This window comes from Psychroflexus montanilacus (assembly GCF_020164535.1).
In the GTDB taxonomy this organism is placed as follows: domain Bacteria; phylum Bacteroidota; class Bacteroidia; order Flavobacteriales; family Flavobacteriaceae; genus Psychroflexus; species Psychroflexus montanilacus.
Window position 1 is genome coordinate 501,383 of sequence record NZ_JAIQZC010000001.1, and the last position, 13,455, is coordinate 514,837.

The window sequence follows — 13,455 nt, forward strand, 5'->3', positions numbered from 1 at the left end:
CCGTTCCATTCGGATGAGTGCAACGGTTACCATTGTTGGCATTAGTACTTTATTCAGGAAAATTATTTATTGATTCCACTATTTTTTCTCTAAAGAATTTTAAAGTCACTTTTTTTAATTTGTTTGTACTTTTATTTGAGATTAAATCCTCAACTTTTTTATTCAAGTTTTCTAAAAACTCTTTTTCTGGGTAAATCTTTTCGTAAACATTTATTCGATATCTACTTTGAAAATAGAAAGCAAGATTTATGATTTGTGAATTATCCAGTTTTTTAATTATTCTCCACGTTTTGTTAAAGTCAAAATTTATAAAATATGGTGTGAACATAAACTCGTTGTTCATTTCCTCAACTTTTTCTATGAAAGAGTTGAAATCAGATGAGAATAGACTAAAAATATCAGTTAGTTCCTTTAACTCTTGATTCTCTTTAATTCCTTTGTTTGTTTCTATACAATATTCAACAATTTCTTTCAAGTCTTCATAAAACTCACTTGCTCTATCAACTGATAACCGAAAATGAATACTTCTTACATAACTGTAATTATCTTTACCTTTTTGTATTCCTTTTTTAAATCTTTTCGTTAGGTTTTCAATATTATAATTTAATAAGTTGTCAAATCTTGTAGCGTAGTGGAAAACTGTTGGATATTGTTCTAAAGAAAACTCTCCTTTATCAACATATTTTAAAAGTGAAGATGTAAGAGAACGATATTCTGAATGTTTTAAATCTACACAATCCCAATAGTTTAATTTAGTAATCAATTTCTCTCGCTCTGGAATTATGTTATCTTCAAACTTGTATATTGAATTCAATTCACTTGATAATTGTTTTATTTTAAAAGAAGTTTTCCCAGTTATATAATTAAAAATTGAATCAAAGTGCTTTCTGCGAATATTGTCGTCAGGCAGGTATTTTTCTTTGAATAATTCAGGATAAGTTTTTGGTTTGTCTTCTTTATTAGATTCTCCCATAAATCTTGATAGATTGAATGAAAAACCTTGATAAATTTCTATTATATCAGAGAAATTAGTAGTGTTCAATTTGCCTAATTTGTACTCTATTGATATCGGCAATGTGAAGTCCAAAATTGTTTCAAGTATTTCACTTTTTATACTGTCGAACTTTGTTTCTGAAGAAAGAAATTCAGATGTTTCTTTGAAGACTATCTTGAAATGTTCCAAGAAAAATAAGAGATTTCTAATATTGTCTTTATTTTGTGAAACCCTATTGACAATAGTTTTTTTATGATAAGATAAAAAGTCAAAATATGATTTGTTTTCAATTTTATATTTTGACTCAATAATCCTGTCAAAGGTTAGCGAGACATTGGTACTAAAGTTTATAGATATCCCAATTACTTTTTCTCTTAAAAGTGAATAATTATCAATTTCGTCAGTGTTTATTTCTTTTCTAAGTTCATCTTCATTCGCAATTAATAAAATTTTTGCATTGAGATTTTCTACAAGATTGTTTACAAAGCCGAAAACCTCTTTTAAGTCAAGTTCTGAGCTTTTCCTATCAATATCATCAATACAAATTAGAATTTTTCCATAGTCTGTCAGACTTCCACTTGACGTTCCTGTTTCTGACAATAAATCTTTAAGATTACTACCAAAATATTTTAAAACTGTATTACCTAAACCTGCAACTATTTTTACTCCTCTTTTTTTAAAAATAGGATATAGTTCAACAAAAATTTGATTTTGGATGTCTTCTATTGATTTAGCTCCGAATAGAGATATTAAGACAGGAATATAAGTTTCTTCATCCTCCGAATGTGGTATTTTTAATTTAGAAATTTTAGGGAAGAGTTGATTTTTTATGTAGTGAGTTTTTCCAATACCATAATCTCCATTAATTATGATGGCATAATTTGTATCTAAGTCGAGATACTGTTCAATTCTATTGGTTATTTCTTCGTTCATTTCGTATTAATGCCAACTCGTTTTGGCAATAGTATTCAAATTCCCAAATTAAGTAGGTATACTTAATTTTATAAAACTATTAATTAGATTCAGTTTTTATAGATTCAGATATTAATCATCTTTATGAATTTCAATATGACATTTCCTACAAACACTAATTAATTCAGTCAATTTTTCATTACCAAAATTCTCGTAAGTTAAGTGATGTACATCCTCAGCATCTTCCTTTTTACATTTTTGACATAAATTGTTATCTCTTTTCAACACTAATTCTCTTTTTTCTTTCCATTCCTCAGATGCAAGGTATATATGATATAATGCATATCTAGAATTATTAAGATCATACATTTTTTTTTGAGTCCTTAATTCTTCTAGTTCAATATTTCTATTTTCATGATATTTATTGATCAAGTTAATATCAAATAATCCACTTATTTTAAACTCAAATTTTTTAAAACTTAAAGGTGGTGTTTTAATTCTTCCGCCACAATTTTCGCATTGCTCATATATAAATCTTTGTCCATTGTCAGTTACTCTTAATTTACATTTTGGATTAGGATTTTTACAACAATTTTTTATCGGAATATACTTTATGTAGGTGCATTTTATGCACCTTAAAACATCAAAATATTTATACCTCTCATTTAAATTAATAACTTCAGAACTATCACATTTAGGACATCTATTCATTTCACTTATATTGTTGCCAACGGTCCGCGCATAACGAAAGTGACGACTTAATATGCGCAAGTTTTTGGGTTAAACTTTTTAATTTCTAAAACTACACAAAACTCGCATTTCAGCATGAAAACTACTCATTTTTATTAACATCGTTAAAAACCAAAAAGTCCATATCATAAACTTGAACAAAATCAGGATAATTGCTTTTCATAGGATACTGTGTTGTGAACTAGCTTTTATTCATCCCATTTGTATTGTAATCCTTTCCTTTTTTCGGTCAGTTTGGTAATTGCAATCAATATCCCGTTTACTTTCATTTTGTGAATATGCTTGTCGACTATTAGTGAAGTTACTTGGCGATCATCGTCAAAAGCAATTCCATTTAGTGAGTCCAACACAGTTTTGGATAAATTATCTACATCAACTTCAAAAAATCTTTTTTCTTTGATCGAAAAGGATAAACTGACTTGAACTTTATCAGGCATTTTAATTCTATCTTTTTCCTTAAATCTATCGGCTGTAAGTTCTTTAATAAAATTCTTAAAGTTTTGAATTGAAGCTTTTTCTGGTTTTCTTTGATAAAATTCTTTCAAAATTGTTTCAGCTCCATTTTCATCAATTTCGACCACATCATTCGGTTTGTAAGCATCTTGTTTTGTTGGAATTTCCATACCTTTAAAATATCCGAACAGAAAGTCAATGTTTGGATTTTGCCTAAAAGTCACAAATTTCTTTTTATCCTCTTCCATTTTTGTATGCACGGTTTTCTTGAGCTTATCGCTAACATTCTCGCATATCGACAAGTAGTCAGAAAATTAGCAATTATTTCTCAATTTCTTGAGTAGGAAAATCGAAATTATACAGTTCCTTTGGATGAATGCCTAAACCTTTGGCTATAGGTAAAAGTGTAGTTATTTTGGGTTCATTTTCCTCAGCGAGAACTCTATAAATTGCCTTATTCTCAATATTCCCAATTGAAGTAATAGTAGTAATATCTCGATCGCTTTTATCAATTAGCATTCTCAAATGCTGACTAAATCTTTTTCGATATTCTTTTCTCCAATTATCCACAAGCACAATATCAATTCAAACATTTGAAAAAAATTGTCAAGTTTGACACTTTTTAAAATTTTTTATTATATTTACCTGATATTAATATATTTGCGAAACTTCTTAAAGTAAAATATTAGAAGCATTCGCTTTGAATCTCGACTTGAAAACTGGTAATTTTTAGACAACGAGATGATAAGCAAGGATGCTCACGACCCGGGCGTGAACATCTCACTTATCGTTGTCAGGTATACCAGTATCCCAAGTCGGTAAGTTGAGTTTTCACGCCTATTTTTTTGGCCAAAATTGCAGGTATACTCTTCTTCAGTTTCAAAGTACTTTTCTAAATTTTCTAAATAAGTCTCGCAAGGTCAGGACCCCTGTTGTGGTCCTCTAAAACGAAGTCTAACCTTAAGTTCGTTGCGGGGCGAACCAAATTTTTTACAAACCCGTGGGTAGCTGTGATCAGCCCTATTATTTGTAACAGCTTTGGGTGGGACAAGCCCCTAACCCCAAAAGGGGAACACAGGGAGCTTGCTGGGAACTATGTAAAATCCATTTTCATTTCGGCGGTAGGGTGTCGAGATGCCCCCTTGTAGTGATCAATCACTCTCCTTCGGGAGTGGGGGATTTGAATTAAGCCATAATACCCTCCCCTAGGATTGCAGTCTAGCGGGGAGGGCTTGGGCTTAAGTAAAACATTGTTTCACTTAATAACTCACGTAAAATTATGAAAAATAAGTATTCGCGCCTCAAACGGGTGGCGCTCATTTATATTGGAGGGATATTTCTCTTCCTATCGGTATCTGCACATGCAGAAACCAGAACTACTCCCCTGCCCTTTCAACAAAATGACATCACTGGGGTAGTAGAAGATCCCAATGGACTCCCCATTCCTGGAGTTAGCGTCTCTTTAAAGAATACCATAACAGGCACTGTCACCAACCAGGATGGTGAATATAGCATCACAGCGCCATCTGATGGCACCTTGGTGTTTTCCTATGTGGGCTTTAAAAGCCTGGAACAGGACATTAACGGCCAACGAGAAATCAACATACAGCTCGAAGAAGATGTTGCTGCCCTTGATGAAGTCAAAATCAATGCAGGCTATTATAACACCACCAAGCGTAACAGTACGGGAAATATTTCAAGAGTTACCGCAGAGGACATAGAATTGCAGCCCGTGGTAAGTCCTATCCAGGCTTTGGCTGGCAGAATGGCTGGGGTGTCTGTAGTACAAAATACGGGGATTCCTGGCACAGCGCCCCAAATTCAGATTCGTGGGCAAAGCAGTCTACGCACTGGTTTCGAGAACAACGGAAATTTACCGCTCTACATTATAGACGGGGTGCCTGTAGACTCCAGTCCCATTAACAGTTTCAGTGGCATGACCAGCGCCGCCTCCCGTCTTGATCCTTTAAGTACGCTAAACCTTTCTAATATACAAAGCATTGAAATTTTAAAAGATGCAGATGCAACGGCCATTTACGGTTCTAGAGGCGCTAACGGAGTCATTTTAATCACCACCAAAAACGGCGAAAATTTCAATCAAAAAACACGAGTAAGCGCCAGGATTTACTCTGGAGTAAGTCAGGTAAGCCAACGTTTGGATTTACTCAACACAGCAGATTACATCCAACTCAGAGAAGAAGCCTTTGCCAATGATGGGGCGGAGCCAACTCCTGTGAGAGCCGAAGATCTACTGCTGTGGGACAGAGAGCGCTATACCGATTGGCAAGAGAACATCTTTGGGGGCACTGCAGAAACGACAAATGCCAATGTGATGCTTTCTGGAGGTGGCAAAAACACGTCTTTCCAAATGTCCAATGGCTATTTTAAAACAGGCACTGTGTTTCCTGGAGATTTTGGCTATCAAAAATGGTCTTCTGGTCTGTCTTTAAATCATAGATCGGATGATAACAAATTCAAGGCTAGAGTATCTGTGAACTATGGGGTAGATGTGAATAATCAGTTTAACAGTGCAAGCTTTGTGTCTAATGCTTTACTGCTTCCGCCAAATGCCCCAGCTTTGTATAATGAAGATGGCAGTTTAAACTGGGAAGATTCCACCTGGACCAATCCCCTAGCAGAGACCTTAAATCGAAGTAATGCCAAAACTCAACAACTGGTCAGTAACCTAGGCTTAAGTTATGAAGTCGTCAACGGATTATTAGTCAAAGTTAATGCAGGCTATACCGCTTTAAACAATGAAGAGCTGGTAAAGAACCCTATAGAGGCTTTAGATCCTTCGTTTAGGGATAATGCACAAGCCAGATCCAGTCATTCCTTCACCAATCGCAATTCCTGGATCATTGAGCCCCAGATAGACTTTCAGACAACTACTGGTGATCTTAACATTGAAGCGCTTGTAGGCGCTACTTTCCAGGAACAGAGATCCAAAAACCTTAGGGCAAGTGCTGTGGGATATTCTAACGAGCAACTGGTGGGTAATCTAGCAGCAGCCGGATCTGTATTTGTCTCCAATAATCAAGAAATTCAGTATAGGTATAATGCCATATTTGCGAGGTTAGGACTAAATTTAAAAGAACGCTATCTCCTTAATTTCACAGGAAGACGAGATGGGTCCTCACGGTTTGGTCCTGGGAAACAATTTGCCAATTTTGGAGCTATTGGAGCCGCCTGGATATTTACAGAAGAAAACCTCTTCGAAAATCTTCCCTGGCTCAGTTTTGGAAAGTTGAGAGGGAGCTATGGTATAACAGGCAACGATCAAATTCAGGATTACGGCTATTTAGCTACCTACTCCCCTACACCTGCTCCAGGAGGCTTATTCCCTACCCAGCTGGTCAATCCAGATTACTCATGGGAAACCAATAATAAACTGGAAGCAGCTGTAGAATTAGGATTTTTAGACGATCGCATAAGAATTCAAGCCAGTTATTTTAGAAATAGGTCATCCAATCAATTGGTAGGCTTTCCCTTACCCTCAATTTCTGGGTTTACAAGCGTACAAGCGAATTTACCAGCAACCGTTCAAAATACAGGTTTGGAGCTAGATGGATCCTTTATCAGTATTCAAACACCAAATTGGCGTTGGGAAACCAATTTCAATCTCACTCTACCAAGAAACAAACTGGTTTCCTATCCAAATATCGAGGACTCGCCTTACGCCAATATTTATGAGGTTGGTGAACCTTTAAGTATCATCAAACTTTACAGATACAATGGTGTAGATCCAGAGACAGGATTATTTGAAGTAGAGGACGTGAATGAAGATGGTTCGATCAATTTTGAAGATCAAGTCGTCAATGCAGATGTAGGACGTCAATACTTTGCTGGACTTCAAAATCAAGTCAATTATAAAAATTTGAGCCTCTCTTTTCTCTTTGAGTTTGTAGGGCAAGATGGTGTAAAATTCTTTAGGCAAGCGGCAGGTAGAATGTCTAATGTGTTTCAGAGTGATTTTGATAACCGTTGGCGTAATCCGGGGGATACTGGTGTAACTCAACGAGCCTCTCAATCCATATTTAATACGTTTACGCATTCGAATGCTTTTAGTAGCGAGTATTTAATTACTGATGCCTCTTTTGTGAGGTTACGAACACTGGCTTTAAGCTACCAGCTTCCTGTTAAATCGAGTCTGATAAGATCATCCCGTATTATTGTTACAGGCCAAAATCTATTAACCATTAGCGATTATAAGGGATTAGATCCACAATCCCCTGGTAGTGATCAACTCCCTGAGCTTGCCACGATAACAGCCGGACTAGAAATTAACTTTTAAAAACTAAACTCATGTTCAGTATAAAAATAATAGTCAGAACACTAAGCGTATTCGCTTTAGTGTTAACATTAGCGTCCTGCGAGTCCTTTGTGGATATAGAAGTCCCTAATGATCGCATCACAGGAGAAACCGTATTCACCGATGACAGGTCGGCCTTAAGCGCTCTAGATGGGCTGTATAGTCAGCTTTTCAATACCGCTTTCGCCGCTGGAGGAAATAGATCGGTCACCTTTCTATCAGGCCTTTCTGCAGATAATTTTGAAGTGACCACACCTATTCCAGAAGTCTTAGAATTTTCAGAAAATGAGATATTCCCTCCAAATGATTACAATCTAAGTCTATGGTCTGGAGCCTATAGTAGCATTTATATGGCAAATGCTTTAATAGAAGGTGCTGAAAATACAAGTCAGATCGATGATGCAATCAGGGATAGACTTATAGGTGAAGCTAAATTCATCAGGGGCTTCACTTACTTTTACTTAGTCAACCTGTACAACAGAGTTCCTCTGGTTTTAGGAACAGATTATCAAATCAATGCACAACTCCCCAATGTATCTCCAGAAGAAACCTATGCGCAAATCCTAGTCGATCTCAATGAAGCCCTCGAATTAACTGATGAAACCTATCCAGAAGATTCTAGGGTTTATATCAATGCTAGTGTCGTTAGAGCTTTGCTAGCTAGAGTTCATTTATTCTTAGGGGACTGGACACTGGCAGAAAATTTTAGTTCTGAAGTGATTTCGTCATCAAATCTCTATGAGTTGAATCAAAATTTAGATAATGTATTTCTCAAAAACAGTTCTGAAGCCCTTTGGCAAATTTCTCCCGAAGGCTGGGGAGGAACATTTCAACATACCCGAGAGGGCAATTTGTTTGTACGTATATCTGCATTTAATAGCCCCGTAAAACTTTCTGATGATTTCATGGAGATCTGGGAGGCTAATGACCTCAGGTTCATGAGTTGGATAGGTTTATTTAGCGATGATACAGGAGACTTTAATTACCCTTTCAAGTACAAAATTCAATTTGATAATTCAGGTGGAGAACTAACAGAATACTCAACTGTAATGAGGTTTGCAGAACAATATTTAATTCGCGCGGAGGCAAGAGCTAGACTAGGAAATGTTTCAGGAGCCATAGACGATGTAGACCAAATAAGAAGCAGAGCCAATGTTGCTTTAGTCTCTGATTCTAATCCAGGCATATCTGCAAATAACTTAATAGATCTGATTCTCATTGAAAAACGAAAAGAATTTTTTGCTGAATGGGGACATCGGTGGCTAGACCTTAAGCGCACAGCTAGAGCTAACGAGGTTTTAAGTCCTAAAAAACCACAATGGAACAATACGGATAGTTTCTATCCTATTCCTGAAGACGAACGCATGAAAAACCCAAATCTAGAACAAAATGAAGGTTATTAAACACAACAATAAATTGATGAAATTAGTAGTAATATTATGCTTTACTTTAAAATTCAGTCTGAGTTGTGGTCAAGCCGATGCAACTGTTATTGTAGATACTTTAGATAATGGGTTTACCTATTATCTAAAGCCTATGGATAAGGCTAATGGTAAAATCTACATGGACTTGGTTATACGGTCTGGAAGTAATCAACAAAAAAAGGATCAATTTAACTTTGCACATTTTATAGAGCATCTCCCCTTTACAGCGTTTCGTTCTAAAGCTAAAAAGGAAAATAAAAAGTTGGAAGAAGCCATAAGATCTCAATCTTTTACTCTCAATGGAATAACTCTTTATGATCAGACGGGTTACTCTTTTCATTTTCCAGCTTCCAATGCTTTTTTACAGGATCAAGGTCTTAGTTTCTTAGCAAAGACTTTATTCGGGGAAATGTTCCCGACTAAAGAAAATTTTGAAGCAGAGAAAGGAGCAATGTATCAAGAAATTGCAAGTGCTCATTTAGGAGATAGGCTCTCCAAAGATGATATATTTCGTAGTCAGTTCAATGAATGCGCGTCTGAAGTTGTATTTCCTGATTCATTTTGGAACCATACTCAAAATTATAAGATATCAGACGCTAAAGACTTTATAAAAAAATGGTATCGCCCAGAATTAAGCTCTTTAGTGGTCGTTGGTGAAATAGAGGATGTCGATCAAATCAGAGCTGAAATTCAGAAAAAATTTACATCACCAGGTAAATCTTTACCCATTCAGCAGAAACCTTGTAAAAAGTCACTCTCTACGGGTTCTCCAAAATTCACGGTCATTGATCATCAGATGAAAGGTTCAGATTTTGGATCTGAAGTGAATATACATCTATTTAAAAAAGAGAAACATTTAAAATCTAAATTTTCTGAAAATCAATGGAATTACTTGAAGCCTCTATTAAGTCATAGAATAAGTATGTTCCTTTTGAAAAGGGATGAATATTATAATTCACCAACCAAAACAGCAGTGAATTGGACTTTTGATTTTCCCGTATTAGATATAACTATAAACACCAAACTTGGTAGAGAGAAGGAATCCATAGAACGAACCTTTAAAAACTTAGACTTACTTTACTATAAAGGTATTTCAAAAGAGACTTGGACTTCTATCTATAATGAAGGGCTCGAAACCTTAGATCTTTCAAAAACTAAATCAGCCAACGAATGGCTTAAGGTTCTCAAAAATCAGAGTCTAGGAAAAAAACCTTTAACTATAAAAGAAAAAAAAGAACTTTTAGAGTGGTGGCAAGGATTTACAATAGAGGATTTCAATACAGCCTTAAGAACATTACTAGATCAGAACACCAAAGATTTTGTAGTCCTTGCACCCTTCTCTTCTGACTTTGATGAAGCCTACTGGAAAGAAAACACAAAAGCATGGCTAACGCAATACGATCCGAATTTTCTTGCCAAGGATCAAGACCATGCAAAGGCCCTTTATAAAGAACTGCCTAAAGATCCTCTTGGATCTAGAGTATTTCAATTGACAAATGGTCAAAAGGTTATTATTAATGAAATAACAAAAGAAGATCATGGAAATAAGTTTTTAGATTTTCATGCGTTTCAAAATTTTGGAGCTAAACACTTCAATTCTGAAAATTACTATACAGCTATGCTTGCACCAGAAGTAATTCAAAATGCCGGTGTTGGTCAATTGAATAAGTACGAATTGAAAGAGGTCATGACTATAAATTCCATTCAAAAGATAGCTCCTTATGTCACGGACACCGAAAGCGGTATTGAAGGAAAATTGAATGGGCATGGCCTAACTATATTCTTTGATCTACTTCAGGATTACATAGACTCACCAAGAAAGGATAGTTTAGCCTTTATAGATTGGCAACATATCCAGTGGAGAAGATATTTGAGCCCTGGCATAAGCAGGATTTTTCCTGACACCAAAGCTGAAGTCGATCAGAGGATCGGGTTATCGAGAAGTGAGCTTGGAATATCAGAACAATACAAAGCATCCAAAAAATTGTCTATGAATGATGTTTATAAAACATATGACCTCATTTTTGGCAGTCAACAAGATTTTACAATTGCAATAAGCACTAATTATAAGGCAGAACAACTTCTTCCATTAATTACAAAACTCTTTGATGGAACTTTGAAAAAAGATGCGGTTCCGGAAAGGTTTAATTCAAAAGATACTTCAGCGCAAAAACATCAAACTAAAGTTATTCCTGTATCATCTATTCCCAAGGCTAATGCTATGCTAGCTTTAAAATATTTAAAAAAAGTTGATGCATCAGATTGGAAAACCCAACTTAAAAGCTACATTTTAGAAAAATCCTTAAGTAACAGAATATCACCTATTAGATATTTCGAAAACAAAGCTTTGTATTTCTGGAAAGTCACCTATTACTACCATAAAGAGTCTGAACAGGCTGACATTTCACTTTACTTTCCAACTTTAGAAGAGCAAGTTGAAGAGATCACTAAAGAAATAAAGAAAATTACAAGAGAATTAAAAAGAAGAACAATAAGCCAGGAAGAGTTAGACGAAATTAAAAACAAGGTTCCAAAAACTAAGTTTGGAATCGACTGGGAGAGTAATTCATCGTTAACAACGAAAGTGCTTTACAACTATCATAATTTTAATTTACTAACACCCCAGAAAAAGGAATTTGAAGACTATCTAGAATCTATAAGCCCTAAAGATATTAAGGCAACGGCTAAAGAATTTTTTAAAGATGCTAACAAACGTAAGTTTATTGCGTTACCATCAACATAGATCAATTAAAAAAGCCCCGACGACTCGGGGCTTCACTTAACCTACTGTGGCATTCCAGGAACAACGTAAGGATTGTTTATAGGTGACCGTTTTAAAGTCTGTAAACTTTGATCGGTATAAACTTCGAAAATTTCCTCTTGTTCATCCTCTTCAAAAATAACTTTACAGTTAAAATTTCCTTGTGGCTGACATGGATCTGAACTCAATTGAGTGGCTACGCCATTCAAATTGATCCAAGCTGAAGCTTGATCATTTGCTGTATTAGCAAATGCCATTCCTACGGCCATAACGAATGCCAACATGGGCATTAAAAATTTTGAATTTTTCATCATATTAAATATTAAATTAAACAATATGCCTAGACCTTACTTTAAGGCTTTAGGCGCTCTAAGTATTGCGCAATACTATTCTTTATAAAACTTCCTATGCTTTTTAGTTTGAATGTAAATTCCCAGAATTCCTAAAAGCAGAAATCCAGTATTGAAAAGGAGATGCTCCTGCCAGGTTAAGTTATTAATAATCCCACCACAGGAACAAGGTACATCCGCACTAAACTCCATGATCCAGATGATGTAAATCGAGAAAATAAGCATGAGACCAGAGGCTAAATACATCGCAAATTCTTTATACTTTGCACTTATCAATAGCCCAGCAATCCCCAACTCTATTATCGGAACAAAAGCTGAAACGAATCGAGCAAGGTGTTTATTTCCAAAGACTGGACTATTTAAAAGATCATTGTAGAATTGAGTAAAATCCATCAATTTATGGATAGCTGCATAAAACATCAACACGATAAATGCGAACCTGATAAATTGATATATGTAGCCTTTATATTTCATTGATGCCCTATTTCGAGAGCATAAAGATCAAACTTATAATAGCTTTTGATTTGATTTTAAAGGATTTGAATTTGTCTGGATAGGTTTTTGATTTAAAACTTTCTAATTTGAGAAGGAGGTATACCGTACATTTTTTTAAAGGTTCTGGAAAAATGAGCCTGACTTAAGAACCCACATTCTTCTGAAATTTCATTTAATGGAGTACTTGTATCTTCAATCAAAGTTCGGGCTTTTTCTAAACGCTTTTTTCTATGGTAAGCATATATAGTATCTCCATAAAAGCGCTTAAAAATGGTCTTGATCTTACTAACACTACAACCTATATCTCTACCAATTACAGAAATTTTCGGCAGGGTTTTATCTAAACGTTCCATGACATATTGATGCAGTTTTCTCACCAAGATACGTTGGTCTTGTAATAATAAACTACGGTACTCACTAGGATATGTAGATGACCGAAACTTGTCTTGAAGTGAAGAACTTAATTTGTCATTAGTGTAAACCGCCTTAAACACTGATAAGGCGTATGTAATTTTTCCTTCGGAGACCAGTTTATGAAGACGGCCTTGTCCACTCCAGTAAAAGTCGCTGTGGTGTTTTAAGTCGACCCTAAATGAATGTTCGTTATCAAGTTCATGTTCTAAAAGCTCATGCAAATCTTCAGGTAAGTTGGAGTCGCCGTTGATTAAAAATTTGACAGGCCTATTTAAAATCTCCAGATCAGAGTACCCAAGAATATCTTTGATATTTGTTGAATAAGAGGTAATGTGAAAGTTACAATCGAGGATAAAAACTATATTTTCTATAACCTCTTTGCTTTTTTCATGGTTAATTTGATGAACTGCTGTATCAATTTCTTCAACCATCGTATTCAGAGATACTGCGATTTGTTCTAATTCATCTTTTTGATTTCTTAGGGGTAACGTATACGTATAATTGCCAAGAGTGATTTCAGTTATAAACTCTAAAATTTGATGAACTCTAGTTTTGAAATCAGTAGTAGACATAACTGCACAAGTTTAAAG

The 13,455-nt window shown here is 35.2% G+C and carries 10 protein-coding genes; 3 read left to right on the forward strand and 7 right to left on the reverse strand.

Going from position 1 to position 13,455, the window contains the following annotated elements:
• Window positions 1-49: 49 nt before the first annotated feature.
• The 4 genes from LB454_RS02385 to LB454_RS02400 form a co-directional block, all read right to left on the reverse strand.
• On the reverse strand, window positions 50-1,927 hold the full coding sequence (locus LB454_RS02385; RefSeq protein ID WP_224462729.1) for a KAP family NTPase: 1,878 nt from the start codon (window positions 1,925-1,927) through the stop codon (window positions 50-52).
• A 111-nt stretch (window positions 1,928-2,038) separates the two neighbouring features.
• Complete coding sequence (locus LB454_RS02390) at window positions 2,039-2,617, reverse strand: HNH endonuclease (RefSeq protein ID WP_224462732.1); 579 nt, start codon at window positions 2,615-2,617, stop codon at window positions 2,039-2,041.
• A gap of 227 nt (window positions 2,618-2,844) precedes the next feature.
• The gene (locus LB454_RS02395; RefSeq protein ID WP_224462734.1) at window positions 2,845-3,357 is read right to left on the reverse strand and encodes a RusA family crossover junction endodeoxyribonuclease; all 513 of its coding nucleotides are present in this window, start codon (window positions 3,355-3,357) and stop codon (window positions 2,845-2,847) included.
• A gap of 73 nt (window positions 3,358-3,430) precedes the next feature.
• Complete coding sequence (locus LB454_RS02400; protein ID WP_224462736.1) at window positions 3,431-3,685, reverse strand: hypothetical protein; 255 nt, start codon at window positions 3,683-3,685, stop codon at window positions 3,431-3,433.
• 703 nt (window positions 3,686-4,388) lie between these two features.
• Between LB454_RS02400 and LB454_RS02405 the strand changes: the two genes are divergently transcribed.
• From LB454_RS02405 to LB454_RS02415, 3 genes are read left to right on the forward strand one after another with little or no spacing between them, the layout of a single operon-like run.
• On the forward strand, window positions 4,389-7,403 hold the full coding sequence (locus tag LB454_RS02405) for a SusC/RagA family TonB-linked outer membrane protein (protein ID WP_224462739.1): 3,015 nt from the start codon (window positions 4,389-4,391) through the stop codon (window positions 7,401-7,403).
• Window positions 7,404-7,414: 11 nt separating this feature from the next.
• Window positions 7,415-8,824 carry a RagB/SusD family nutrient uptake outer membrane protein gene (locus LB454_RS02410; RefSeq protein WP_224462741.1) on the forward strand — a complete coding sequence of 470 codons (1,410 nt, stop codon included), beginning with the start codon at window positions 7,415-7,417 and terminating at the stop codon, window positions 8,822-8,824.
• Entirely contained in the window at window positions 8,811-11,588 is a 2,778-nt protein-coding gene (locus LB454_RS02415; RefSeq protein ID WP_224462743.1) for a M16 family metallopeptidase, read from the forward strand. The genes LB454_RS02410 and LB454_RS02415 overlap by 14 nt, the downstream gene beginning before the upstream one ends.
• A gap of 41 nt (window positions 11,589-11,629) precedes the next feature.
• Here the strand turns inward: LB454_RS02415 and LB454_RS02420 are convergent, their stop codons facing one another.
• The 3 genes from LB454_RS02420 to LB454_RS02430 all read right to left on the reverse strand — a co-directional run bounded on the left by LB454_RS02420 (window position 11,630) and on the right by LB454_RS02430 (window position 13,437).
• Window positions 11,630-11,917 (reverse strand): DUF6520 family protein, encoded by a 288-nt coding sequence (locus LB454_RS02420; RefSeq protein ID WP_224462745.1) that lies wholly within the window; start codon window positions 11,915-11,917, stop codon window positions 11,630-11,632.
• Window positions 11,918-11,992: 75 nt separating this feature from the next.
• Window positions 11,993-12,430 (reverse strand): MauE/DoxX family redox-associated membrane protein, encoded by a 438-nt coding sequence (locus LB454_RS02425; protein WP_224462747.1) that lies wholly within the window; start codon window positions 12,428-12,430, stop codon window positions 11,993-11,995.
• Window positions 12,431-12,522: 92 nt separating this feature from the next.
• On the reverse strand, window positions 12,523-13,437 hold the full coding sequence (locus tag LB454_RS02430; RefSeq protein ID WP_224462749.1) for a helix-turn-helix domain-containing protein: 915 nt from the start codon (window positions 13,435-13,437) through the stop codon (window positions 12,523-12,525).
• Window positions 13,438-13,455 lie beyond the last annotated feature (18 nt).

Bases quoted from the DNA above. Each gene is read 5' to 3' on its own strand.
- LB454_RS02385 (WP_224462729.1), bottom strand. From the start codon at position 1,927: ATGAACGAAGAAATAACCAATAGAATTGAACAGTATCTCGACTTAGAT.
- LB454_RS02390 (WP_224462732.1), bottom strand. From the start codon at position 2,617: ATGAATAGATGTCCTAAATGTGATAGTTCTGAAGTTATTAATTTAAAT.
- LB454_RS02395 (WP_224462734.1), bottom strand. From the start codon at position 3,357: ATGGAAGAGGATAAAAAGAAATTTGTGACTTTTAGGCAAAATCCAAAC.
- LB454_RS02405 (WP_224462739.1), top strand. From the start codon at position 4,389: ATGAAAAATAAGTATTCGCGCCTCAAACGGGTGGCGCTCATTTATATT.
- LB454_RS02410 (WP_224462741.1), top strand. From the start codon at position 7,415: ATGTTCAGTATAAAAATAATAGTCAGAACACTAAGCGTATTCGCTTTA.
- LB454_RS02415 (WP_224462743.1), top strand. From the start codon at position 8,811: ATGAAGGTTATTAAACACAACAATAAATTGATGAAATTAGTAGTAATA.
- LB454_RS02420 (WP_224462745.1), bottom strand. From the start codon at position 11,917: ATGAAAAATTCAAAATTTTTAATGCCCATGTTGGCATTCGTTATGGCC.
- LB454_RS02425 (WP_224462747.1), bottom strand. From the start codon at position 12,430: ATGAAATATAAAGGCTACATATATCAATTTATCAGGTTCGCATTTATC.
- LB454_RS02430 (WP_224462749.1), bottom strand. From the start codon at position 13,437: ATGTCTACTACTGATTTCAAAACTAGAGTTCATCAAATTTTAGAGTTT.